Source organism: Mesorhizobium sp. M0060 (genome assembly GCF_040323155.1).
Classification (GTDB): Bacteria; Pseudomonadota; Alphaproteobacteria; order Rhizobiales; family Rhizobiaceae; genus Mesorhizobium.
This window is the reverse complement of record NZ_JAMYUP010000058.1, coordinates 1-24,078: the sequence shown is the minus strand read 5'-3', so window position 1 is coordinate 24,078 and position 24,078 is coordinate 1. Positions and strand designations below refer to the sequence as shown.

Sequence of the window (24,078 nt, the reverse complement as noted above, 5' to 3'; positions counted from 1 at the left end):
ATGTCCGCGGTGGTGCCTGTCGTGCGCATCCAGGCGGAGGATTTCGACGTCGCCGCCGAGATCGCCAGGCTGACCCAGGGTCGCAACGACGTCGGCGCTGTGGTGACCTTCTCTGGCCTTTGCCGCGACGAGCAAGGCAGGCTCTCGGCACTCGAGCTCGAACATTATCCCGGCATGGCCGAAGCCGAGATCGGCCGCATCGCCGCCGAGGCAATCGAGCGCTGGCCGCTGCAGGGGCTCACCGCCATCCACCGCCACGGCAAGATAGCGCCCGGCGAAAACATCGTGCTGGTGGTGGCGGCTTCGGCGCACCGGCAGGCGGCGTTCGAGGCCGCGAATTTCCTGATGGACTATCTAAAATCACGGGCGCCATTCTGGAAAAAGGAACACCATAGCGACGGTTCCGAGGGCGGCTGGGTCGACGCCAAGGAGGCCGACACTGAGGCGGCGGGCCGCTGGAAGCAGCCGCCGTCGGAATAAATCCCGACAGCCATGCCCCGATCGCCATGCCCCGACGGCCATGCATTGACCGCAATCCTGCGAGACCTTTGGCCGGAAGGGGAGCAGGATCATGCTGGACAGGATCGCCGAGTTCTTCATCTTCGGGTTTGTGCCGCTTGTCATTGGCATATTGGTCGTGCCGGAGCTTTCCGTGGCCGCTGAAAAGACCCTCAAGGGCGAAGTAACGTATCGCGAGCGCATCGCACTGCCGCCCAATGCCGTGCTGTCCGTGCAGCTTGCCGACGTCTCGCTGGCCGACGCGCCGGCCGCAATCATCGGCGAGCGCAAGGTGGTACCGGCCGGCCAGGTGCCGATCAAGTTCGAGATCAGCTTCGATCCGCAGGTGATCCGGCCGAACATGACCTACGCGTTGCAGGCCCGCATAACCGCCGACGACAGGCTGCTGTTCATCTCTGATGAACGTCATCAAATCGACCCGCTGAGCGATGCACCGCTGACCATCATGCTGAAAATGGCGGCGCCGAGCGACGCGCCGGCGGCAGCCTCCGTATTCGGCCAGAGCTGGCTGGTCGAATATATCGAAGGCATCGGCGTGATTGCCGAACCACAGGCGACATTCCGGATCAGCCAGGCCGGCAAGGCCGGCGGCAGCGGACCTTGCAACGTCTATTTCGCCACTGCCACGGTCGACGGTTCGAAGATCGCCATCGGCGACATCGGCTCGACCTTCAAGGCCTGCGCGCCTCAGGTCATGGCCGAGGAAAAGGCGCTGTTCGAGGCGCTGGCCAAGGCGGCGTGCTACCACATCGACGCCGGCAAGCTTGTTATCGCCGACAAGGACGACCGCGTCATCCTGCGCTTCAACGCCGCGAGTTAGGCCTCTCAAACCGCCGGAGAGTGTATGCGGCCCCTGCAGGGCAGGTGAACTCAACCTCCTTAGCGCCTTTGAACACCATCCCGGCTCTAAAAAAAATCGGCCGTGATGCACGCCACGGCGTCGACGAGGATTGCGATGACCCATTGCGAATCCGTCAAGGCTATCAGGTCGTCGCGAAGCATCGCGTCTTCCGCGCGTTTGCCGGACCCGGCCACCTCGATGCCACAGGGTCAAATCTTCGCAGCGGGGCGGAACTATCGATCACAATGTGTTTCAGCCGGAATAGACCAGGCAGAGGGAGCGTTATCCTCCCGTAGACGGCGGGTGAGGCAAAAGGGACGTTTGTCCCTTCGTTGAAGCCGCCAGAATGGCTGCGGCTCGTTCTGGCCACTCAAAGGAGTCCAGAGATGAAAACGCACCCGCTTATCCTTGCTGCCACAGGTGCATCGCTTCTTGCCTTTACCGGCTTTGCCAAGGCGGACGACCATCTGTTCGACGCCCTTCAGCATGGTCTCAGTCCGGATAGCCAACCCTTCCAGACCAACAAGGCCGGCCACAGCGGCGATCTCGCGCCGGGGCAGGGCAGTCCGTTCACAGGTCACGATACACAGACGCCGGCCACCGACACGGAAGCGGCGAATGAACATGCGAACGTGAAGGAACGCCAGGCGAAATAGACTGGCAGAACCCGCCGCGAGGGGGCGGCGGGTAAGCACCGGCGACGAGCTGTTTCCGGCAGGCGGTCTCAGGCCGTCGTTTGCTTGAACACCGCGCCGTAATGATAGGGCGGCACGTCCACAAGCTTGGCGAGCTTGAGACCGCTTGCTTCGACGGCGACGATGGTCTGTTCTGGCGACAGCCTCAGCTCAGTCTTCGGTCCACGCGGCTCGCCCAGGACCGTGGTTTGCTCGCGCGGGTTCTGGTGCCAGTTGACGATGGCAAAACGACCGGCCGGGCCAAGCGTCGCCCGCGCGGCGCGGGCGAGGCGCGGCCGGTCCGGAACGCCGTGGAAAGCGTTGGCCATGAAGACCAGGTCGACGGGCCGGGACACCAGCCTGGCAAGCTCATAGGCGTCGCCTGCCACAAACTCGCAATTGGTCACGCCGCCTTCGGCCAGCCGGCGCCGGACGACTTCGAGCAGATCGGCATCGATGTCGATGGCGATGACGTGACGGGCGACCTTGGCGAGCGGCAGCGTGAACCAGCCGTCGCCGCAGCAGAGATCGACCACATCCATGCCGGGCTTCATTCCCACCGCCGTCAACACCCCGGCAGGGTCGGGCCACAACGCTTCCCACCAGCCGCCGGTCGGCATCTCGGTGCCCTGGAAGAAGCCGGGAATGGTGCTGGTCATGGACTGGTCGGCTCTATTGTCGGGACGGCGTTTGATCCATGCCTCGACCTTAACGCACCCGTCGAGGAGCCTGAACCTGAAATGTCCGCTAACGAAAAAGGCCGACATTGTGCCGGCCTCTTTGATGGGGAGCAGGATGCCGGCTCAGCCGACGATTTCGGTGTCCGAGAACCAGTATTTGATCTCCTGCGCGGCGGTTTCCGGCGCATCGGAACCGTGCACGGAATTCTCGCCGATCGACAGCGCGTGCACCTTGCGGATAGTGCCTTCGGCGGCGCTGGCCGGATTGGTGGCGCCCATCACTTCGCGGTTTTTGGCAATGGCGTTCTCGCCTTCCAGTACCTGCACGATGGTCGGACCTGACGACATGGACTCGACCAGCTCGCCGAAGAACGGACGCTCCTTGTGGACAGCATAAAAACCTTCCGCCTCACGGCGGCTCATCCACACCCGGCGCGAAGCGACGACGCGCAGACCGGCATCTTCCAGCATCTTGGTGATGGCGCCGGTGAGATTGCGGCGGGTTGCGTCGGGCTTGATCATGGAAAAGGTGCGTTCGAGCGCCATGGGTCGTCCTTGTGATGAGAATGGAATTGAAGGTGGCGGGCTCTATACAAGCCGCCCGCCGCCTTGCCAAGGGGAAGCGGATTTGCCCCAATCTCGCGCTGCAACTCGTGGCGGCTTGCTTGCAAGTTTCACTATCGCGTTATCATGATCGACGGCCGCCGGAACTCCCAACCTTCTCGCTCCAAGGTCGGCACGCTGTGTTCCTCGCTTGGATAGCCGACGCAGAAATAGCCGATCAGCGTCCACTCCGCAGGCACGTCCAGGATCGTCGCCATCTCGACCGGATCCAGGATTGAGACCCAGCCCATGCCTATTCCTTCGGCACGCGCCGCCAGCCACATAGTGTGGACCGCCATGACCGCGGAATAGTCTATGGTGGCGGGCATGGTCAGGCGGCCGAGCCCATGCCCTTGCTCGGTTGCGCGGTCGGCGAAAACCGCGAACTGGCAGGGCGCATCATGCAGGCCGGCGAGCTTCAGGCGCGCGTAAAGCGCGGCGCGTTCGCCGCAAAAGGTTGCGAGCGCCTCCGCATTGCAGCGCTCGAAGCATGCCCTGACGGCGGCGCGGCACGCTTCGCTCTCGACGATGACGAAACGCCAGGGCTGGCTCAGCCCGACCGACGGCGCGGCGCTGGTAAGGTCGAGCAGCCGCTCCAGCGCGCCTTCGGGCAGTGGCGTCGGCTTGAACCGCCTGACGTCGCGCCGCCACAGGAAGAGGTTGGCGAGCCCGGCGCGAAAGTCGGCCGGGAATTCTGGGCTTGCGGTCATGGCGCGCTGCCTTTGTTGTGATTGCCCGGTTCACCGGATATCCGTCTTGTTTGCTTCGATCCAGGCGATGATGAGGCGCCTCAGGCGACACTTCGTCTGTCCGCATTGTCGCATTTGGCCGGACAGCAACTTTAGCCGGCGCCGAGCGACGTTCCCGCCGGCAACGCCGTTGCACCCCTATCGGCAAAACAAAACCCGCCGCGGTAAACCGGACGGGTCGTCGGCGCGAATCAGCACCATACCCAAATTAGTAGCATAGCTGCCGGCACAAAGCAAGAACAAAATGTGGCGCCCACGATGAAACTGCCGATCTCACGTCTCAAGCGGGGAGATCGCTGCCGCCGCGACGGTGCGGCCGAGGCCACCATGCAAATCGAGGCATCGCTTGAACCATTGCGCCACGACATCGCTGTCGTCGAGCAGCCGGTAGGGCGTTGCGATGCGCGCCCATTGCAGCGCGCCGAAGACGATGTAGTCGGCAAACAGCGGCGACGGGCCGCCGATGAAGGGCTGATAGCCAAGCATCGAGCGCAGCGGCTCCAGCGAGGCGCGGAAGCCGGCGAGCCCGGCGTCGCGGGTGGCGTATACCTCCTCCAGGCGCTTGCCGAAGCGCTGCTCGCGGTTCTGCCGGAAATAGGCAGCGTTCGCCTCGTCCTGCATGGCATGCAGGTCCAGTATTGCGGCGGTGGTGACGTAGGGGTGGATCGTCAGCTGCGACCAGCGTTCGATGAAGCGCGCCGTCGCCTTGCCGCCGTCGCCGCAAAACAATGTCGGCCGCCCGGGATAGGTCTCCTCGAGATAGAGCGCGATGGCGAAGGAATCGGCGACCACCGTCTCACCGTCGCGGATCACCGGAACGAGCTTCGAGATGCCGCCTTCCACTTTCGGCACCTCGAGGAAACGGGTCGGCACGCTGGTAATGTCGAGCCCTTTATGGGCCAGCGCCATTGCCACCTTCCAGCAATGCGGGCTGAACGGGCGGGCGGTGTCGCGCCCGACAAGGTCATAGAGCAGAATAGTCATTGGCGGCAGCTTCCTTGCAGTCTAACTATGCCCGAAACAGACCCGCGCGAAACAGGGGTCTCGCAGGTCGAGAGAAAAATGAAACAGCACTTCATGATGTTTGCGGCCTACAATCAATGGGCCAATGGCCGCATCTACAATGCCGCGGCCGATCTCCACGATGAAGAGTTCGACCGCAATGTCGGCGTCTTCTTCGGCTCGATGATAGGAACGCTCAACCACCTCCTGGCAGCCGACCGTATCTGGATGAAACGCTTCATCGGCGAGGGCGACGCGCCGGCAAGGCTCGACACCATCCTGCACCGCGCCTTGCCTGGCTTGCGGCTGGCGCGCGAGGCTGAAGACAAGCGGATCATCGACTGGGTCGGCGGCTTGAGCGACAAGGCGCTGTCGGGCCGCTTCTCCTACATGACCGTCTCGGATATGCGCACCGTCTCGCAGCGGCTGGCGCCGGCGCTCGACCACTTCTTCAACCACCAGACCCACCATCGCGGACAGGCGCATGCGATCCTGACCATTCTGGGCAAGCCAAGCCTCGGACTGGACCTGACGTTGTTCCAGCGCAGCGAGGAGGGCAGGGCTTTCGCCTAACCCTGGGGCGGCTGGTGAAGCGGACGGTGGATAGAGGACGATCTGCCGAGATTGCAAAACGCGCCAAAACATTTTATGGAGCGCACGGTCGTGAGGGCGGCCGCTTCAGCAGCATTCAGCAGCAACAGCGAGAATTGGCACGCATGCCCAATGAACCCTTGCGCCTTGTGGCGTTCTTCGCCGTGGTCTTGGCGCTTCTCAACTCCGGTTATTATTTCCATCAGGGCGACATTGTCGCGACCATCTATTTCATGATCGGCGCCATTCTCGTGACCGCGGTGACCCGGATAAGTATCAGAAGGCGGCTGATTTAGGATCCGCCGAACTAAAACCGTCGATAAATGGACGGCATCTCCGGCCGGCTATGATGGCGAAGAGGCTTTTCAGGCGGCGTAGCCGCCATGGCCCCGAGCGACCGGCTTGACCGAAACGGCCGGCTGGGCAGCGGGCCAGAGGATGCCTGCTGTCACTGCGAAAGTGATCAGGGCGTCGCGTGCCGCTTCGGCCGAGATCTCGCCGGCACGGGCCGCCTCGCAGGCCTTTACCGCAGCGCCATAGCTCAGCCGCCGGCGCGAAGGCGGGAACTCGATCAGGAACTCGTGCATCTCGGAGAACGAAGCGATCGTGCGCTTGTAGCCGGCGCCAACGGTTAGGGCGACCGGGGTGGAAAACGTCCTGTCGTGCATTCTGGCCTCTCGAATGGGCGGAGGTCACGGCGGACGCCGTTCTCCGGTCTGGGGGTCGGGCAGAAACGCCGATCGCGGCGCGAGGTTCCATGTTGCCGGGATTTTGCTTTCGTCTGTCACGCTCGACCCACCAATCAGGAATGCCGGCCAGGTCGAGCGGCTAGCCAGTCCACGGCCAGCGCCAAAAGCCCGATCAGGATGCCGAGTGCCGAAATTGCCGACCATCCAAACCATGCCCAGGCAATCCCGGCCAGCGCCGATCCGGCCGCGCCGCCGAGAAAGAACAATCCGACGAACAGGCCGTTCAGCCGGCCGCGTGCTTCGGGATTGAGCAGGTTGACGATCCTGCGGCCAAGTGTCTGGTCGCCGGTGACGCCGATATCGAGCAGCACGGCACTGCCGCCCATGACGATCAGCGGTAGTGTCGATGCATCGACCGTTGCAGCCGCCGCCCAGGCGCAAAGCCCGAACGCCGCGATCATGGCGAGGTGACACAGGATCGTCGTGCGGCGCGTCCATCCGCGATCCCCGGCACGCCCGAACAATGGCGCAACGACAGCGCCGCCGGCACCGACCAGCGCAAACAGCGCAATGCCGCGTTGCGTGAGCTCGAATGGCGGCTGGGCGAGACGAAGCGCTACCGAGGTCCAGAACACGCTGAACGCCGCCATCGCAAGGCTTGCGGTCAGCGCCCTGATCCTGAGCTGTGGCTCGCTGCAAACGAGGCGCCAGAGCGAGGCGATCAACCCGGGATAGGTCATCGCCGACGACACCGGCCGGCGCGGCAGGCAGACGGCCAGAACCACCGTCAGCACCGCCACCGCGACTGCGCTGACGGCGTAGAAGGCCCGCCAGCCCCACGCGCTGGCGATCAGGCTGGCCAGTGGACGTGACAGCAGAATGCCCAGCATCAGCCCGCTCATGACATCGCCGATGACACGGCCCCGCCGCTCCGGCGGTGCCATGGCGGCGGCGATCGGCACCAGAACCTGGATGGCGGAGCAGGCGGCGCCAAGCACGAACAGGGTCGCGAGCAGCATGGCCGCATTCGGTGCCACCGCCGCGACACCGGCGGCGACGGACGACGAGCCGAGCATGCGCACGATCAGGGCTCGGTTTTCCCTAAGATCGGCGAGCGGCACCAGGAGAAAAAGGCCGGCGGCATAGCCGAGCAGCGTGGCCATCGCCACCAGGCCGCCTTCGGCACCGCCAAGCCCGAGCGAAGGCCCGATCAAGCCGATCAGCGTCTGCGGCGCAAACAGATTGATGACGATCACGCCGACGGCGGTTGCAAACAGCAGCGTCGTCCTGCCGCTGATTGTATCGCTGATCTGGGATTCCGCGGTGCGTTCCGTGAGAACATCGGCCATGCCCGAGCTCCAACATTGGTATAATGATTGAATTCATTATGCCGACGGAGTAACATGTCGCAATTAAATAGATTGAATAATGATTATGAGGAAAGCGCATGAACCTGCATGACCTCGAAGCCTTCGTGGCGGTGGTGGAAACCGGCTCTATCGTCGGCGCCTCCGGCCGCCTGAACCTGACCCAGCCCGGCGTGTCGCGCCGCATCCAGAACCTCGAGGAGGCGCTGGGAACGCCGCTTCTCGATCGCCTGTCCAAACCGCTGAAGCCGAGCGGCGCGGGTCGGGATGCCTACGAGCACGCGCGCCGCGTGCTGCGCTCGCTGGAAGACTTGAAGTCCGGCCTCGCGCCCGATGGCGAAATCACTGGTGAATTCCGTCTCGGCATCCTGCCATATCTGTCGGACGCAGCACTTGCCGTTCCGCTCGACCGGTTGCGTAAGGAGTTTCCACGCCTGACGCTGCGCATCACCTCCGGCTGGTCGCCGCGTCTGCTGGAGCAGGTCGCCCGCAGCGAGCTGGATGCGGCCGCGCTGTGCCTGCCCGATGGCGACCGGCCGCCGGAGGAGCTGGTCGGCGACGACCTCGGCGAGCAGGCGGTCCTGCTGATCGCTGCACCCGGCCTTGAGGTGCCGAAACCGGCAAGCCTCGCCGACCTGTCGGCTTTCCCCTGGGTCTTGAACGAAAATGGCTGCGGCTTCCGCCGCTTCATCCGTCACAGTTTCGAAGCGGCGCGCTTGCCGTTTCAGGTTGGCGTCGAAGCCTTGAGCGCCGACCTGCGCATGTCGCTGGTGGCGCGCGGCCACGGCATCGGCATCGTCACCCCGGCGGCCCTGACAGGCAGCCCCTGGCGCGATGCGATCGAGATCCTCGACACGGATTTCCGTCCGCAAGTGCGCGCCTGGGTCTTCCACCGGCCGCCGGCCGGCCGCTTGCAGCGTCCGATTTCCCTGTTCAGCGAGGCGCTGTTTACGTCTCTGCACGGGGCAGGGCCGTTTCTGAAGGCCTGAGCGGCTATTTCCACATGCCGCGCATGCGCGCGCCGAGATCGACGCGCACTTGCGGCTGCCGGCGCGGATCGTCCCTGGCCAGGACGCTGGCCCACGCCACCTGCTCGAAGGCGCCGAGGATTGAGCGCGGGATGAAGCGCGTGCGCGAGGTATAGACATGGCGGTCGCCGCGCGCCGCCTGGCCATGGACGAAAAAGCGCTGCGGCATGACTAGGTGCAGGCCGTCTTTGGCCCGCGTCATCGCCACGTAGAGCAGCCGCCGCTCTTCGTCGATATCCTCCTTGTTGCCGACGCCGAGATCGATCGGGATGCAGCCGTCGACGGTGTTGAGCACGAAAACGTTTTTCCACTCCTGGCCCTTGGCCGAATGGATGGTCGACAGGATCAGATAATCCTCGTCGCGGTGCGGCGGGCCGGCCTCGTCGCTGGTCGCGTCCGGCGGATCGAGCGTCAGTTCGGTGAGGAAGCGCTCGCGCGAGGCATAGCCGGAAGCGATCTGCTCGAGCTGCAGGAGATCTGCCCGGCGCGTCGTCGCATCCTCGTGGATGCGTTCCAGGTGCGGCTCGTACCAGAGCCTGACCTGCTCGATGTCGGCCGGCCATTTTTTTGCGCCGGCGCGCAGGCCGCAATAGAGCGCGACAAAGCCCGGCCAGTCGTCGGCGGCGCGCTGCGGCGGCCGGTAACGGGCAAGCCCCATGGTCTCGTCGAGCGACGTCGCCATGGTCTCGACGATCGCATTGGCGGCCGAAGGGCCAATGCCGGGCAGAAGTTGCAGCACGCGAAATCCGGCGACGCGGTCGCGCGGGTTTTCGGCAAAGCGCAGCACGGCCAGCACGTCCTTGACGTGAGCGGCGTCGAGGAATTTCAGCCCGCCGAACTTGACGAAGGGGATGTTGCGGCGCGTCAGCTCGATCTCCAGCGGGCCGCTGTGGTGCGAAGCTCGAAATAGCACGGCCTGCGTCTTCAACGCTGTGCCGGCCTCGCGCTCGGTGAGTATCGCCTGGCAGACATAGCTCGCCTGCTCGGTCTCGTCGCGCACGCTCACCAGCTTCGGCTTTTCTGTCGATTTGCGCTCGGACCAGAGATTTTTGGTGAAACGCTCCGACGCTTCGCCGATCACCGCATTGGCGGCCGCCAGGATCGTCTCGGTCGAGCGGTAGTTGCGCTCCAGCATGACGACCTCGGCAGGCTGCGCGAACTGCTTGGGAAAATCCAGGATATTGCGCACGTCCGCTGCGCGAAATGAATAGATCGACTGCGCATCGTCGCCGACCACAGTCAGCCCCGATCCGTCGGGCTTCAGCGCCGTCAGGATCGACGCCTGCAGCCGGTTGGTGTCCTGGTATTCGTCGACCAGCACATGGTCGAAACGCCCACCCAGGTGCGCGGCGATTTCCGGCTCGCTGGCCATCTGCGCCCAGTAGAGCAGCAGATCGTCGTAATCGAGCACGTTCTGCGCCTGCTTGGCCTCGACATATCTGGCGAACAGCGCCTTGAGCTGTTCGGCCCAGCCGGCGCACCATGGAAACACCGACCCCAAAACCTCGCCGAGCGGCGCCTGCGCGTTGACGGCGCGCGAATAGATCGCAAGACAGGTGCCCTTGGTCGGGAAGCGGGCTTCGGTCTTCGAAAAACCGAGCTCATGGCGGGCAAGGTTCATCAGATCGGCGGAATCCTCGCGGTCGTGGATGGTGAAGGCCGGGTCGAGGCCGATCTCCAGCGCATAATCGCGCAGCAGCCTGGCGCCGATGCCGTGGAACGTGCCGGCCCAACTCAGCGCATCGGTGATGACAGAAGCATCGCGCCCGAGCACCTCGCCGGCGATGCGCTCGACCCGCTTGGCCATTTCCGCTGCGGCACGGCGCGAAAATGTCATCAAAAGAATGCGGCGCGGGTCGGCGCCCTTGACGATCAGATGCGCGACCCGGTGCGCCAGCGTGTTGGTCTTGCCGGAACCGGCGCCGGCAATCACCAGCAACGGCCCGGCGATCTTGCCGTCGCCATGTTCGACGGCAAGCCGTTGCTCGGCGTTGAGCTTCGCCAGATAGGCCGGCTGGAAGGACGAATCACGGGCGGCGAGGTTCATCGCCCATCAAGCATCGTTTCTGCTTTGTTCGCAACGGTTTGCAGAGCGGGAGTTTGCGCTCGGAAGCGAAGAAGCCTTGCGGCAGAGCGATCGATCAGCGCCCGGGTTCGACGCCCATCCTTGCCGATTGCCGCCGAAGCGCCTCGCGATCGTCTTGCGGCGGCGGCAGCAGCAGCGGATCGAAATCGTCGGGCACGTCGTCAATCACTTTCTTGGCGACGCGATAGGCAACGTAGACGATTGCCCCGGCGATGAGCAAACGGATCATGGCTTCCTCCATTGATTTGGAGCAACCGAAGACGCGGCATTTTGTTCCCCGGCTCCTCGGAGAATGCGGGAAGACACCGATCGCGCAACCAAATCGCCGACGCCTCGTTGTCGGGCGAGAGGAGACTGCGATGAAAAAGCGCTTAATCCTGCTGCTTATGGCAGCGCTGACCGTTGCGGGTTGCGACAATAACATCCAGCCGACCAAGGCCCCCGGCGACACGGTCGAGCAGAACCCGCAGGTCGACAAGAATCCGGTGCCGAAATCGACGACCGGCGGCGATCAGCCCGGCACGCCGCCAAAACAATGACCACCTCAAATGGCGTCGGCACCGGTCAAAGAAGGTGGCCGGCGCCGCTTGGGAGGAAGCTGATGGCGCCGGCCAGGCGGAGATCAGGCCCGCCGCGCATCCAAGGATAGCCGAGTCTTTCCGCAGCGTCATGGTCCGATAGCGTACGGACGCACGCGCCTGTGGACAACCTGCCGGCCACGCCGGTGTTTGTCATCACATGGTTTGTTCATCACATGGAACAAACCCGGCTGTTGCGTGTTTGGGTGTCGATCGGACGCTCCCAAGGCAGCCGTTCACGAAAGAACCCGCTTCCTTACCCCCCCTCAGGATAGCGGGTTCTTTTGCGTTTTGCGGGAAGTCGCGGTGTCGACGTCACCTCTTTGCTGGTTTTCGCGCCTTATGCGGCGAACCGGGGCTCAAGCCCTTGCGAAGCATGGTTGTCCCGTGCAAAAGCGCGGCCATGCTGATCATCAACGACCTTTCGCTCCGTATGGCCGGACGCCTGCTTCTCGACCATGCCTCGCTGACCTTGCCGGCCGGCAGCAAGGCTGGCCTTGTCGGCCGCAACGGCACCGGCAAGACGACCTTGTTCAAGGCAATTACCGGCGACCTCGCCTCCGAGACCGGCTCGATCGGCCTGCCCAAGAACACGCGCATCGGCCAGGTGGCGCAGGAAGCGCCCGGCACCGAGGAGCCGCTGATCGAGATCGTGCTCAAGGCCGACCTTGAACGGAGTGCGCTGCTCGAAGAGGAAAAGACCGCGACCGATCCGCACCGCATCGCGGACATCCACATGCGGCTGGCCGACATTGATGCGCATTCAGCCGAGTCACGCGCAGCCACCATTCTCGCCGGCCTCGGCTTCGACGATGCGGCGCAGCGGCGGCCGGCCTCGTCCTTCTCCGGCGGCTGGCGCATGCGCGTCGCGCTGGCCGCCGTGCTGTTTGCCGAGCCCGACCTTCTGCTGCTCGACGAGCCGACCAACTATCTCGACCTCGAAGGCACGCTGTGGCTGGAAAACTACCTGTCGAAATACCCGCACACCGTGCTGCTGATTTCGCACGATCGCGACCTGCTCAACCGCGCCGTCAACTCGATCGTCCATCTCGACCAGAAGAAGCTGACCTTCTGGCGCGGCGGCTACGACCAGTTCGAGCGGCAATATACCGAGCAGCGCGAATTGCAGGAGAAGGGCCGCGTCAAGCAGGAGGCCGCGCGCAAGCACATGGAATCCTTCGTCGAGCGCTTCCGCGCCAAGGCTTCCAAGGCGAGGCAGGCGCAGTCGCGCATCAAGGCGCTGGAGAAAATGAAGCCGATCGCCGCGATCGTCAACGACACGGTACGGCCGTTCTCCTTCCCCGAGCCGGTGAAGACGGTGGCCTCGCCGATCATTGCGCTGAATAACGTCAATGTCGGCTATGTCGAGGGTGAGCCGATCCTGAAGAAGATGACGCTGCGCATCGATGCCGACGACCGCATCGCACTGCTCGGCGCCAACGGCAACGGCAAGTCGACCTTCGCCAAGCTTTTGGCCGGCCGGCTGAAGCCGGAGACCGGCAGCATGACGGTGGCGCCCGGGCTCAAGGTAGCAATCTTCGCCCAGCACCAGCTCGACGACCTCCGGCCGGACGAAAACGCCTATGAGCATGTCCGTCGGCTGATGCCGGAAGCGCCGGAATCGAAGGTGCGCGGCCGCGTTGCCCAATTCGGCCTGACCACCGAAAAGATGAACACCGCCGCCAAGGATCTGTCCGGCGGCGAGAAGGCGCGGCTGCTGATGGGCCTGTCGGCCTTCGAGGGGCCGAACCTGTTCATCCTCGACGAGCCGACCAACCATCTCGACATCGACAGCCGTGAATCGCTGATCCATGCGCTGAACGATTTTCCCGGCGCGGTTATCCTGATCTCGCACGACCGCCATCTGCTCGAAGCGACCGCCGACCGGCTGTGGCTGGTGAAGGATGGCGCGGTCAACCCGTATGACGGCGATCTCGAGGACTACAAGACGCTGGTCACCGGTGTCTCCGGCGACCGCCGCGGCAAGCGCGAGGCGGACAAAGCGTCGAAGGCCGACCGCCGCCGAGACGCAGCCGCGCGCCGCGCCGCCTTCGAGCCGCTGGCCAAGGAAATCCGCGCCACCGAAGCGCTGATGGACCGCCTCCGCAAGCGCATCGACCTGATCGAGGACGAGCTCGCCAATCCGGCCGTCTACGAAAAGGACCCCTCGACCGCGACCCAGCTGGCCAAGGAACGCTCACAGCTCGCCCAGACGCTCGCCGGCCACGAGGAAAAATGGCTGTCGATGTCGGCCGAGTATGAGGAAGGCACGGCGGAGTAGGGGCAGCGTAATCTCCCCCTTGTGGGGGAGATGCCGGCAGGCAGAGGGGGGCGCTGTCCCGGCGACCTCTCAATTGATTGCGTCCTCACGCCGGTCTCGGGTTTGTCGTAGGATGAACAAGGTAGGCGATCCTTCGCGCGCCCCTCTGTCCTGCCGGACATCTCCCCCACTTGGGGGGAGATTGGCTAATCATCTGGCCCTACACGCCATGCACGGAACCGGCTACCCTCGTTCCATGAATCAGCACGCCAAGCTCAAAATCGGCCATTCGGCCTGTCCGCATGATTGTCCCTCGACCTGCGCGCTCGAAGTCGAGCTGCTCGACGCCAGGCGTATCGGCCGCGTCCACGGCGCCAAGGCCAACAGCTATACGGCCGGCGTCATCTGCGCCAAGGTCGCCCGCTATGCCGACCGCGTCCATCACCCCGAGCGCTTGCTGAAGCCGTTGGTCCGTGCCGGCGCCAAGGGCGAGGGCGCCTGGAAGGAAGCGAGTTGGGAAGCCGCACTCGACCTTGTCGCCGAAAAATTCATCGCGGCCGAGGCAAAATATGGCTCGGAGACGGTCTGGCCCTATTACTATGCCGGCACGATGGGGCTGGTGCAGCGCGACGGCATCGAGCGGCTCAGGCACGCCAAAAAATACTCCGGCTTCTTCGGTTCGATCTGCACCAATCTGGCCTGGACCGGCTGGATGATGGGCGCCGGCGCGCTGCGTGGCCCCGACCCGCGCGAGATGGCAAAGTCCGACTGCGTGGTGATCTGGGGCACCAACGCCGTGGTCACGCAGGTCAACGTGATGACCCACGCCGTCAAGGCGCGCAAGGAACGCGGCGCCAAGATCGTCGTCATCGACGTCTATGAGAATGCGACCATGAAGCAGGCCGATCTTGGCCTGGTGCTGAAGCCCGGCACTGACGGCGCGCTGGCCTGCGCTGTCATGCACGTGCTGTTCCGCGACGGCATGGCCGACCGCGCCTATCTGGAAAAATACACCGACGACCCGCAGGGGCTGGAGGCGCATCTCAAGACGCGGACGCCGCAATGGGCCGCTAATATCACCGGGCTTTCTGTCGACGAAATCGAGACCTTCGCCCGGCTCGTCGGCACGACGAAGAAGACTTACTTCCGCCTCGGCTACGGTTTTTCGCGGCAGCGCAACGGTTCGGTCAACATGCATTCCGCAGCCTCGATCGCCGCGGTCACCGGCTGCTGGCAGTATGAGGGCGGCGGCGCCTTCCATACCAATTCGGGCATCTTCAAGCTCAACCAGGAACTGCTGGAGGGCACACGGATGCGCGACCCCGCGATCCGTCATCTCGACCATTCGCGCATCGGCCCGGTGCTGACCGGGGCGGCGGATGCGCTCTATGGCGGCCCGCCAGTGACGGCGCTGCTGATCCAGAACACCAATCCAGTCAATGTCGCGCCGGAGCAGCGGCTGGTGAAGCAGGGTTTTCTGCGCGACGACCTGTTTTCCTGCGTGCACGAGCAGTTCATGACGGACACCGCAAAACTCGCCGATGTCGTGCTGCCGGCAACGATGTTTCTCGAGCATGACGACGTCTACAAGGGCGGCGGCAACCAGCACATCACGCTCGGGCCGAAGCTGATCGACCCGCCGGAAGGTCCGCGCACCAACCATTTCGTCATCGAGGAGCTCGGCAAGAGGCTTGGCGTCGCCGATCGTCCGGGCTTCGGCATGACCGAGCAGCAGCATATCGACATCATTTTGGGCAAGCGCGGGCTGGGCAGCTTTTCGAGCCTGAAGGACGAGAAATGGCTTGATCTGCAACCGGATTTCGAGGCCGCGCATTTCCTCAACGGCTTCGGCCACGCGGACGGAAAATTCCACTTCCGCGCCGACTGGACCGGGCAGGCGGCACCCAATCGGCCACCGAAAAGCATGGGCCTCTTCGGCCCGGTGGCGCGCCTGCCGGAATTTCCGGACCATGTCGACCTGATCGAGGTGGCGGACGAGGCGCACCCGTTCCGGCTGACCACCTCGCCGGCGCGCAATTTCCTCAATTCGACCTTTGCCGAAACGCCGGTCTCGAAGGCGAAGGAGGGCCGGCCGGAACTGCTCTTGCATCCCGACGATGCGGCGGCACTCGGGGTCGCCGACGGCGGCCGTGTCGAGGTCGGCAACCGGCGTGGCGAAGTGGTGCTGCACGCAAGATTGTTCGACGGCATCAAGCGCGGCGTGGTGGTCGCCGAAGGCATCTGGCCGAACGGCGCCCATGAGCGCGGCGAGGGCATCAACGTGCTGACCGGCGCCGACGCGCCGGCGCCCTATGGCGGCGCTGCCTTCCACGACAACAAGGTCTGGCTGCGCCCGGCCAATTGAAGCGTCGGAACGATATGTCCATCCAGCCGTTTTCGCGTGGCGGGTGGAGGCATGGTCATGGCAGAAGCGTTGGCGGCGCCGGACCCCATCGGAAGGACACTTTCGTCCGGCGAACTCGTAACCACGATGTCGCACTTTCATCGCGCCGAGATTCTGCGCATGGCGGGGTGGCGCGACCGCCTGGACCTGACAAGCAATTGGGCGATAACTGTCGTGGCGGCAATGCTGTCCGTATCGCTTTCCACAGCCAGCGCTCATCACGGCGTGCTGCTGTTTGCCATGCTGCTTGTTCTGCTGCTGCTGTGGATAGAGGCGCGCCGATACCGCTTCTTCGACTTCTACCGGGCCCGCGTGCGCCAGTTCGAACGGCATTATTTCGCGCAGATATTCTCGCCGCAGCCGGACTTCGCGTCCGATTGGCTGCTGATCGTCGGCGAGAGCCTGCGCGCGCCGAAATTCCTCATTTCGCAACGAGCGGCTTTGGCGCGCCGCCTGCGTCGGAATTACATCTACATGCTGCTGATCCTGCTCCTGGCCTGGATCCTCAAACTGTCGACGCCAAGTCTTCTGACCGAAGGCGTCCGCGTCGGCTTCGTCGGTTCGATGCGTGAGGCCGTCACCGGTGCTGCCTTAGGCCCAATCCCTGGCGCCGTCATCGTCGTGCTGGTCGCCATCCTCTATGCCGGCCTGCTGGTGACAGCCTTCCTGACGGAGAGCGACGACGGCGAACTCTCCTTCGGTGACGTCCACGTCTAGCAACGCAACGCCCTGTCGCGCGTTGTTGGGCACGTGCATTGGGCGATGGGGGTTTCATGGTTTGGCAGGCTCCGACACGTTCCAGCCTGGCGCTGCTGGTTTGGGCGTTCGTCCCCGCAAGCGGGGCCTGGGCGGCGGAGACGCTTGTTGCCGGAACCAAGGCCTCGGGAATGGGCGGTTCGGGCGAGGGCGCTTTCGTTGCCGAGATCGTCCTGCTGCTGCTTGTCGGGCGTGGCCTGGGCGAAGTGCTGCAGCGCTATGGCCAGCCGGCAATCATGGGCCAACTGATCGGCGGCATCCTGCTCGGTCCGTCGCTGTTCGGTTGGCTGTGGCCGTCCGCCCAGCACCTGATCTTTCCCAGTGATCCTGCGCAAAAGGGCATGATCGACGCCGTCTCGCAGCTTGGCATACTGATGCTGCTTTTGCTGACCGGCATGGAGACGGACCTGCGGCTGGTGCGCCGGGTCGGCGCGGCATGTTTTTCCATTTCGGGGACCGGCATTGTGGTGCCCTTCATCTGCGCTTTCGCGCTTGCGCAATTCCTGCCGGACGCACTGCTGGCCGACCCGACCCAACGCACCGTCGCCGGGCTGTTCCTGGGCACCGCGCTGTCGATCTCGTCGGTCAAGATCGTCGCCATGGTGGTGCGCGAGATGAACTTCATGCGCCGCAACCTCGGTCAGGTGATTATTTCCTCGGCGATCATCGAGGACACGATCGGCTGGCTGATCATCGCCGTAACCTTCGGCATCGCCACCAACGGCAGGCTGCAGTTCGCGCCGCTGGTGACCACCGTCGCCGAGGTGGCACTGTTCATGGTGTTCTCCTTCACCATCGGCCGCCGTCTAGTCTTCACCTTGATCCGCTGGACCAACGATGCCTTCCGCAGCGAGTATGCGGTGATCACCATGATCCTCATCATCATGGGGGTGATGGCGCTGATCACCAACATGATAGGCGTCCACACCGTGCTGGGGGCGTTCGTCGCCGGCATCCTTGTCGGTGAATCACCCATCCTCTCCAGCCACATCGAGGGCCAGCTTCGCGGCGTCATCACCGCGCTGTTCATGCCGATCTTCTTCGGCATGGCGGGGCTTTCCGCCGATCTCACAGTGCTCGCCGACCCGACGCTTGCCATGCTGACAGGCGCTCTCGTGGTCATCGCCAGCATCGGCAAGTTTGGCGGCGCGTTCATCGGCGCCAGGCTCGCCGCCATGTCGTTCAAGGAAGCGATCGCCGTCGGCAGCGCAATGAACGCGCGCGGCTCGACCGAGGTGATCGTCGCCAGCATCGGCCTGTCGATGAACATCCTGTCGCACAATCTCTTCACCATGATCGTCACCATGGCCGTGATCACCACGCTGGCCATGCCGCCGATGCTGCGCTGGGCGCTTGGCCGGCTGCCGGTTGGGCACGACGAGCAGCAGCGTGTCGAGCGCGAGGCGTTGGACGAATACGGCTTCATTTCCAGGCTGGAGCGGCTGCTGGTGCTGGTCGACGACAGCAGGGTCGGCAAGTTCACCGCCTATCTCGCTGGACTGGTCGGCGGAGGCAGCGGCATGCCCACCACCTTGCTGCGCCTGAAAGACGGCCGAATTGACAGGCCAACCGACAGCAAGGGGCAGGAGCGCACCCTGAAGGAAATCAAGAAGGGTGCAAAAAAAAGCGCCCAGGCGGTGAAACGGATCGAAGATACGCTGGTCGACAAAGTCCACCTGACGGCTCGCACCGAATCGGAAGCCACCGGTGAGACGATCGCCGAAGAGGCCCGCAAGGGATACGGCCTGCTGCTGGTCGGCCTCGACAATGTGCTGACCATCGATGGCGCCTTCGCGCCGACCCTCAACGACATTGCCGGAGGATTTGACGGCCCGCTTTGCCTGGTCCTGAACGGCGGCAATGCTGCCGAAAAGATGCCGACGCTGAAGGCCGGCACCAGCATTCTCGTCCCCGTCAACGGTACTCAAGTGGCGCGTCGCGCCGCCGACTTTGCGCTGGCTCTAGCCCGTCCAAACCGGGCGCGGGTCAAGATGCTCTACGTCTCGCAAAGGGCAACCAAGGGCCGCAGGTCGACATCTGTGTCGCATAGCCGCGAAGAGGCCGTTCTGAAAGACATCGCCGACTTGGCCAGCCGCTACGGTGTGCCTGTAGACACAGCGTTCCATACCCGCGTCACACCCGACAAGGCGATCATCCGGGAGGTGGCCAACGGTGCGGCGATCGTCGTAATGGGGGTCACTCAACGGCCGGGTGAGAACCTGTTCTTCGGCGAAACCGCCGGCGCTGTTCTGGCCGCCTGCAACTGCCCCGTCGTACTTCTGGCCAGCGCGCGGCCCAGGCATGACGCCGCTGGCGCCGAACCGGTAGCTGCGTGAATTTCATCGCGCATTGGTCCGGCAGCATAATCGAACCGAACGGTTCGTTTCTGTTGACGGAGCGTATAGCATCGGGTGAACGCCGGCTCACGAAACGTTCGCGCCGCAAATCACCAATGTCGACGTAACCGATTGATAATAAACCAGAAGATTGTGGCAAAAGGGGCCGTATGTCGGATTTCAAGCGGCCAATTTGGCGCACCGGCACAAAATTTTCGTGATTGGAAACGACAGCCCCGCCGACCCATCTCGGGCTGGTCCGAGCGACGCGAATTCCTCCCAAGGCACGCCACTTGACGAACAGAACAGAGAAATACCGGAGTACCTGAAATGACCAAGATCGCTCTTACCGCCGCCGCCATCCTGGTTGCCACCGGCACTGCTTTTGCCTTCAGCGACCATTATGGCTCGGACAATTTCAACCAGCCGGCCGCCCCCAGCGCGAATGTCGACAACAATTTCACCGGTTCGATCCGCAAGCCGGTCACGACTGAGCATACCAAGACGACGACCGAGTCCGTCGCGCCCGAATCCGGCCAAGGCATCTGGGGCCGCTGATTATCACAGCCCTGGAACACAAAGAGCGGCCGGCTTGGCCCGCTACTCTTGCTTTTGCGTATCAACGTGGACACGCGCCGGATCGAATCCCACGCCACTCGAATACTTTGATTTGCAGGTTTCATCTGTAGCCGCAATCTCGGTTGCTGAAATCGTCCAGCAACGTGCGCTTCGGGTGCGTATTCGTCGGTGCGGGCAGCACTCTCATCTCGAATGCGTCGAAAGCAACGACACTCTCACGAATGCCCAATACATTGGAGTACCTGATATGACCAAGATTGCTCTTACCGTCGCCGCCATCATCCTCATCGCCACAGGCAGCGCCTTTGCCGGCAGCGACCACTATGGTTCGGACGGCGTCAACCAGCCGGCCGCGCCTGTTGGCAATGTTGACAACGCGTTTACGGGCTCGATCCGCAAGCCGCTGACGGCTGAGCACAATGCCGTCGACACCAGGGCGACGACCCAGTCCGGCACGGCTCAGTCCGTGGTGCCCCAATCTGGCAGGGGCAACTGGGGCCGCTAGTTCCTCAAACCCCGGAGCACAAAGAGCGGCGGGCTTGGCCCGCCGTTCTTGTTCGCGGAAGAGGGTCGGCCGAAAAGTCGGCGATCCTTCCCACCCCCCTCCGGCCTGTCGGCCAATCTCTAGCGCAGATCCTTCGGCCAAATGCAGTGCGTCAGCCGGGCACTGCCAAAAGTAAGACCGGCCCAGTCGGCGTCGACGTCGAAACGGGCCAGGGCCGCGGTCGGAAATTTTTCCGCCAGCTTTTTGAGCGCCGCATCGTCCGATCCGGCGCCGGCAAGACGGCTTGCGAACTCCTCCAGCCCGGGATTGTGTCCGAGCACCAGAAGCGTACCGATCTTGGCATTTGCCTGCCGCACCTTGGCGAGAATGTCCGCCGCCGCTGCCTCGTAGAGCGCCTGGGCAAATTTGGCCTGCACCTTCGCCGGCAACTCCGCCGAGACCAGCCGCCACGTGTCGCGGGTGCGCAGCGCCGGCGATACCAGCGCCAGCTCCGGCAGCCAGCCGCGCCGGGCCAGTTCGCGCCCGACCAGCGGCGCTGCCTTCAGCCCACGCCCGGACAGCGGCCGGTCGAAGTCGATAAGATCGGGATCATCCCAACTCGACTTGGCGTGGCGCAGGAGCAGCAGTTGCTTCATAATCCGGTCCTGGAGAGACAGACGCGCGTTGGATGAGAAATCCTCGAACGTCAGGCGATCTGCTTGTCGGCGGCCTCGCGCAAGACCTCTTCACCCCATTGGTTCAGGCTCTTGCCCGCGACTTCCGCAGCCAGCGCCACTTTCGAGTGGACCGAGGGATCGACGCGCAGCATGAGATTGCCGGAATAGGGTTTTTGCGGCGATTTACCGATCTTCGCACAGGTTTCGACATAGTCGTCCACGGCTTCATGAAAAGCAGCCTTCAGCTCCGCGACCGTTTCAGCGTGGAACGATACACCGTCGCGAATTCCGGCAATCCGGCCGAAGAAAATCTCGTCGTCATCATCATAATCGATACGGGCGGAATAGCCCTTGTAGGTCATCGCATTCATGGCTTCACTCCGATCCTCGACAGGAATTGGCGAGCATCTCTCACCTGATATCGTTTCGCTTCCTTTGACGGATGCGGCCGATGGAAGGTTTCGACCTCACGGTTGAACACGAAGCGCACGCGCGAACCGTTTCCCTCGATCACTTGGCAACCGACCGCAACCAGCAGGGTTTCGATGGCGATCCATTCGATGCTGCCCGAAACCGGATCCGTGAAGATCGCCCTGAGCACACGCTTGTGCTTGCTGTTCATGCAAGCAAATTAGGCGAGAAGGGTCCTAATTGCAATCAAAATTTGATTGCAATTAGGATGCATCTTACGGCGTAATCCGCGCCAGGTGCTCCAGATCGGTCTCTTCGCGCAGCGGGTCGGGCGCTATCACCACCGACGTGGCGTTGTCGGCATCGTCGGCGAAGCGGGAAAACACCGTGCGGCCGGCTTCCATGCGCGCCTTGCCTTCGGCGACCAGCCCCAGCGCCAGCGGATAGAGCTGGTGCTCGGCCTTGAGCACGCGCGCCGCCAGCGAATCCTCGTTGTCGCCTACCATCACCGGCACGGCGGCCTGGGCGATGATCGGGCCGTCATCCATGTCGAGCGTGACGAAATGCACCGTGCAGCCATGGATGCGCATGCCCGCGCGGATAGCTCGCGCATGCGTATCCAGGCCCTTGAAGGCAGGCAGCAGGGCAGGGTGGATGTTGACCATCCGGCCCTGCCATTTCTCGACGAAGCGCGCACCGAGGATGCGCATATAGCCGGCCAGCGCGACGATCTCGGCGCGAAACGACAAAAGGGCCGCGTCGATCGCCTCGTCATGCGCTTCCTTGCTGGAATAGTCCGAGCGCGAAATCACCTTGGTGGCGATGCCGCGAGCCGCGGCGATGCCGAGGCCGGCGGCATTGGCGCGGTCGGAGATGACGCCGACGATCTCGGCCGGATAGGCCGGGTTGCCCGCCGCCGCGATCAGCGCCGTCATGTTGGAGCCGCGCCCCGAGATCAGCACCACCGTGCGTTTTCTGGTCATAGGCCGATCGAGCCCCGATAGATCACCCCGGCGTCGCGGCGCGGCACGATCTGGCCGATCGGCGTCACCGTCTCGCCGGCTTCCTGCAGCACGGCGGCGACCTGCGCCGCCTGGCCCGAGGCGACGACCAGGATCATGCCGATGCCGCAATTGAAGGTGCGCATCATCTCTTCCGGTGCGACCCCGCCGGTCTTGGCCAGCCATGAGAACACCGGCGGCACCTCGATGGCGCCGAGGTCGAGCTCGGCCGAAAAATCCTTGGGCAGAACGCGCGGAATGTTTTCGGGAAAGCCGCCGCCGGTGATATGCGCCAGAGCCTTGATGCCGTGGGTGTTGCGGATCGCCTTGAGGATCGACTTGACGTAGATGCGGGTCGGTTCGAGCAGCGCCTCGGCCAGCGTCGCTTCGTCATTGAACGGCGCCGCATCGTTCCAGCCAACGCCGCTTACGGTGACGATGCGGCGGACCAGCGAAAAGCCGTTCGAATGCAGGCCCGACGAGGCGAGGCCGAGCAGTACGTCGCCCTCGACGATGTCGTCGGTCGGCAGCAATTGGCCGCGTTCGGCGGCACCGACGGCAAAGCCGGCAAGGTCGTAATCCTTGCCGTGATACATGCCTGGCATTTCCGCCGTCTCGCCGCCGATCAGCGCGCAGCCGGCCTCCCTGCAGCCGGCGGCAATGCCGCCGACGATCGCAGCACCCTGGTCGGGATCGAGCTTGCCGGTGGCGAAATAGTCGAGGAAGAACAGCGGCTCGGCGCCTTGCACGACGATGTCGTTGACGCACATGGCGACGAGGTCGATGCCGATCGTGTCGTGCTTGCCGGCATCGATGGCGATCTTCAGCTTGGTGCCGACGCCGTCATTGGCGGCGACCAGCACCGGGTCGGTGAAGCCGGCTGCCTTGAGGTCGAACAGGCCGCCGAAGCCGCCGATCTCGCCATCGGCACCCGGCCGGCGAGTGGCGCGCACCAGCGGCTTGATCTTCTCGACCATGAGATTGCCGGCATCGATGTCGACGCCCGCTTCGGCATAGGTGAGCCCGTTCTTGCGCTTGCTCATTTCCGGCGCCTGCTCATCTGTTGCGCTTGCCTGTCGCTGTTTTCACTCGCGTGCGGGCTCTTCGCATGAACGGTTTTGCCCCGCAAGGCAAGCGCGCGATTAATGGTGTTTTCAGTTGGATGCCGGGGGAACCGGGCGCGATACACTCCAACAATAAAAAGAAATGCCTGCCAGAATTGCGGCGAGGCCACCGACGGTGGCAAGAGACCTGATTTCACCGTCGAAGGGCAGGGTTCCATACGAGAAGCCGGCGCCGATCAACGTCGCCGCGGCAGCCCACAGACCTGGATTTGCAGCGACCGACCTCGCGAAAACGAACGCCACGACAGCGGCCGTCAACCAGAGGGGCCAAGAGACGACCACCCCTACGGCCAGATAAAGAACGAAGGCCGAAAGAAGATCTTGCGCTGCCACGTTGCGGTGCGGGGCTCCGAAAGATGCGAAGACCAACAGACTTTCCGTCAGCCCGGCCAGATAGCAAAGCGTGACGCGCCAAGCGATTGTGATTCTCTGTGCCATCGTCGTTCGGCAGTTACGAAATAAGCTATTGCTCCCGGGCTCTTCGCATGAACGGCCGCACCTCGCAAGGATAGTGGCGCTGAAACTGCCGATCTCCCCCAGCACCACGGCATTGATCAGCGCGATGCCGCGCATCGCCTGCAAGGCGTCAACGACCGGGCGCTGGTTCCATTCCGGGAGCAGGCTGAGTATCTGTTCCTC

The 24,078-nt window shown here is 63.7% G+C and carries 26 protein-coding genes and 1 pseudogene; 13 read left to right on the top strand and 14 right to left on the bottom strand.

Annotation, left to right across the window (positions count from 1 at the left end):
- The 3 genes from NKJ94_RS30845 (at window position 1) to NKJ94_RS30835 (ending at window position 2,016) form a co-directional block, all read left to right on the top strand.
- Complete coding sequence (locus NKJ94_RS30845; RefSeq protein WP_352530715.1) at window positions 1–480, top strand: molybdenum cofactor biosynthesis protein MoaE; 480 nt, start codon at window positions 1–3, stop codon at window positions 478–480.
- 91 nt (window positions 481–571) lie between these two features.
- Window positions 572–1,339 carry a YbaY family lipoprotein gene (locus NKJ94_RS30840; RefSeq protein WP_352530713.1) on the top strand — a complete coding sequence of 256 codons (768 nt, stop codon included), beginning with the start codon at window positions 572–574 and terminating at the stop codon, window positions 1,337–1,339.
- A gap of 407 nt (window positions 1,340–1,746) precedes the next feature.
- Window positions 1,747–2,016 carry a hypothetical protein gene (locus tag NKJ94_RS30835; RefSeq protein ID WP_352530711.1) on the top strand — a complete coding sequence of 90 codons (270 nt, stop codon included), beginning with the start codon at window positions 1,747–1,749 and terminating at the stop codon, window positions 2,014–2,016.
- 68 nt (window positions 2,017–2,084) lie between these two features.
- Here the strand turns inward: NKJ94_RS30835 and NKJ94_RS30830 are convergent, their stop codons facing one another.
- The 4 genes from NKJ94_RS30830 to NKJ94_RS30815 form a co-directional block, all read right to left on the bottom strand.
- Complete coding sequence (locus NKJ94_RS30830; protein WP_352530709.1) at window positions 2,085–2,693, bottom strand: class I SAM-dependent methyltransferase; 609 nt, start codon at window positions 2,691–2,693, stop codon at window positions 2,085–2,087.
- 144 nt (window positions 2,694–2,837) lie between these two features.
- Window positions 2,838–3,260 carry a nucleoside-diphosphate kinase gene (gene ndk, locus NKJ94_RS30825; protein ID WP_352530707.1) on the bottom strand — a complete coding sequence of 141 codons (423 nt, stop codon included), beginning with the start codon at window positions 3,258–3,260 and terminating at the stop codon, window positions 2,838–2,840.
- A 131-nt stretch (window positions 3,261–3,391) separates the two neighbouring features.
- Complete coding sequence (gene bluB, locus NKJ94_RS30820) at window positions 3,392–4,027, bottom strand: 5,6-dimethylbenzimidazole synthase (RefSeq protein ID WP_352530705.1); 636 nt, start codon at window positions 4,025–4,027, stop codon at window positions 3,392–3,394.
- Window positions 4,028–4,339: 312 nt separating this feature from the next.
- The gene (locus tag NKJ94_RS30815; protein WP_352530703.1) at window positions 4,340–5,050 is read right to left on the bottom strand and encodes a glutathione S-transferase family protein; all 711 of its coding nucleotides are present in this window, start codon (window positions 5,048–5,050) and stop codon (window positions 4,340–4,342) included.
- A gap of 78 nt (window positions 5,051–5,128) precedes the next feature.
- On the opposite strand from NKJ94_RS30815, the gene NKJ94_RS30810 reads away from it, so the two are divergent.
- Together NKJ94_RS30810 and NKJ94_RS30805 are read left to right on the top strand one after the other, a co-directional pair.
- Complete coding sequence (locus tag NKJ94_RS30810) at window positions 5,129–5,641, top strand: DinB family protein (protein WP_352530700.1); 513 nt, start codon at window positions 5,129–5,131, stop codon at window positions 5,639–5,641.
- A 14-nt stretch (window positions 5,642–5,655) separates the two neighbouring features.
- Window positions 5,656–5,955 (top strand): hypothetical protein, encoded by a 300-nt coding sequence (locus NKJ94_RS30805; RefSeq protein ID WP_352530698.1) that lies wholly within the window; start codon window positions 5,656–5,658, stop codon window positions 5,953–5,955.
- A gap of 69 nt (window positions 5,956–6,024) precedes the next feature.
- Here NKJ94_RS30805 and NKJ94_RS30800 read toward each other — a convergent pair whose 3' ends face one another.
- Window positions 6,025–6,327 (bottom strand): DUF982 domain-containing protein, encoded by a 303-nt coding sequence (locus tag NKJ94_RS30800; protein ID WP_352530696.1) that lies wholly within the window; start codon window positions 6,325–6,327, stop codon window positions 6,025–6,027.
- 134 nt (window positions 6,328–6,461) lie between these two features.
- Window positions 6,462–7,697 (bottom strand): MFS transporter, encoded by a 1,236-nt coding sequence (locus tag NKJ94_RS30795; protein WP_352530694.1) that lies wholly within the window; start codon window positions 7,695–7,697, stop codon window positions 6,462–6,464.
- Window positions 7,698–7,795: 98 nt separating this feature from the next.
- On the opposite strand from NKJ94_RS30795, the gene NKJ94_RS30790 reads away from it, so the two are divergent.
- Window positions 7,796–8,704, top strand: coding sequence for a LysR family transcriptional regulator (locus NKJ94_RS30790; RefSeq protein WP_352530692.1), 909 nt, complete (start codon window positions 7,796–7,798; stop codon window positions 8,702–8,704).
- 4 nt (window positions 8,705–8,708) lie between these two features.
- On the opposite strand, the gene NKJ94_RS30785 is transcribed toward NKJ94_RS30790, so the two are convergent.
- Window positions 8,709–10,790, bottom strand: coding sequence for an ATP-dependent helicase (locus tag NKJ94_RS30785; protein ID WP_352530690.1), 2,082 nt, complete (start codon window positions 10,788–10,790; stop codon window positions 8,709–8,711).
- A gap of 94 nt (window positions 10,791–10,884) precedes the next feature.
- Window positions 10,885–11,058 carry a hypothetical protein gene (locus NKJ94_RS30780; RefSeq protein WP_352530688.1) on the bottom strand — a complete coding sequence of 58 codons (174 nt, stop codon included), beginning with the start codon at window positions 11,056–11,058 and terminating at the stop codon, window positions 10,885–10,887.
- Between the two features lie 130 nt (window positions 11,059–11,188).
- Between NKJ94_RS30780 and NKJ94_RS30775 the strand changes: the two genes are divergently transcribed.
- The 7 genes from NKJ94_RS30775 to NKJ94_RS30745 all read left to right on the top strand — a co-directional run bounded on the left by NKJ94_RS30775 (window position 11,189) and on the right by NKJ94_RS30745 (window position 20,247).
- Window positions 11,189–11,368: a hypothetical protein gene (locus NKJ94_RS30775; protein WP_352530686.1), complete on the top strand. Its 180-nt coding sequence runs from the start codon at window positions 11,189–11,191 to the stop codon at window positions 11,366–11,368.
- Between the two features lie 442 nt (window positions 11,369–11,810).
- Window positions 11,811–13,688, top strand: a complete 1,878-nt coding sequence (locus tag NKJ94_RS30770) for an ABC-F family ATP-binding cassette domain-containing protein (RefSeq protein ID WP_352530684.1) — start codon at window positions 11,811–11,813, stop codon at window positions 13,686–13,688.
- A 235-nt stretch (window positions 13,689–13,923) separates the two neighbouring features.
- Window positions 13,924–16,032, top strand: coding sequence for a molybdopterin-containing oxidoreductase family protein (locus tag NKJ94_RS30765; protein ID WP_352530682.1), 2,109 nt, complete (start codon window positions 13,924–13,926; stop codon window positions 16,030–16,032).
- A 57-nt stretch (window positions 16,033–16,089) separates the two neighbouring features.
- Complete coding sequence (locus NKJ94_RS30760; protein WP_352530680.1) at window positions 16,090–16,788, top strand: DUF2270 domain-containing protein; 699 nt, start codon at window positions 16,090–16,092, stop codon at window positions 16,786–16,788.
- A 56-nt stretch (window positions 16,789–16,844) separates the two neighbouring features.
- Window positions 16,845–19,163: a cation:proton antiporter domain-containing protein gene (locus tag NKJ94_RS30755; protein ID WP_352530678.1), complete on the top strand. Its 2,319-nt coding sequence runs from the start codon at window positions 16,845–16,847 to the stop codon at window positions 19,161–19,163.
- Between the two features lie 330 nt (window positions 19,164–19,493).
- Window positions 19,494–19,721: a DUF680 domain-containing protein gene (locus NKJ94_RS30750; RefSeq protein WP_352530676.1), complete on the top strand. Its 228-nt coding sequence runs from the start codon at window positions 19,494–19,496 to the stop codon at window positions 19,719–19,721.
- 268 nt (window positions 19,722–19,989) lie between these two features.
- Window positions 19,990–20,247: a DUF680 domain-containing protein gene (locus NKJ94_RS30745; protein WP_352530674.1), complete on the top strand. Its 258-nt coding sequence runs from the start codon at window positions 19,990–19,992 to the stop codon at window positions 20,245–20,247.
- Window positions 20,248–20,366: 119 nt separating this feature from the next.
- Here the strand turns inward: NKJ94_RS30745 and NKJ94_RS30740 are convergent, their stop codons facing one another.
- The 6 genes and pseudogenes from NKJ94_RS30740 to NKJ94_RS30715 form a co-directional block, all read right to left on the bottom strand.
- Window positions 20,367–20,882: a SixA phosphatase family protein gene (locus NKJ94_RS30740; protein ID WP_352530671.1), complete on the bottom strand. Its 516-nt coding sequence runs from the start codon at window positions 20,880–20,882 to the stop codon at window positions 20,367–20,369.
- A 50-nt stretch (window positions 20,883–20,932) separates the two neighbouring features.
- A complete protein-coding gene (locus NKJ94_RS30735; RefSeq protein ID WP_352530669.1) occupies window positions 20,933–21,274 on the bottom strand; it encodes a type II toxin-antitoxin system HicB family antitoxin in 342 nt (113 codons plus the stop codon).
- Window positions 21,271–21,504: a type II toxin-antitoxin system HicA family toxin gene (locus tag NKJ94_RS30730; RefSeq protein WP_352530667.1), complete on the bottom strand. Its 234-nt coding sequence runs from the start codon at window positions 21,502–21,504 to the stop codon at window positions 21,271–21,273. Before NKJ94_RS30730 ends, NKJ94_RS30735 begins: the two co-directional genes overlap by 4 nt.
- 85 nt (window positions 21,505–21,589) lie before the next feature.
- A complete protein-coding gene (purN, locus tag NKJ94_RS30725; RefSeq protein WP_352530665.1) occupies window positions 21,590–22,297 on the bottom strand; it encodes a phosphoribosylglycinamide formyltransferase in 708 nt (235 codons plus the stop codon).
- Entirely contained in the window at window positions 22,294–23,358 is a 1,065-nt protein-coding gene (purM, locus tag NKJ94_RS30720; protein ID WP_352530663.1) for a phosphoribosylformylglycinamidine cyclo-ligase, read from the bottom strand. Before purM ends, purN begins: the two co-directional genes overlap by 4 nt.
- Before the next feature lie 111 nt (window positions 23,359–23,469).
- Window positions 23,470–24,078 (bottom strand): annotated as a pseudogene (locus NKJ94_RS30715) (hypothetical protein); the annotation flags it as partial.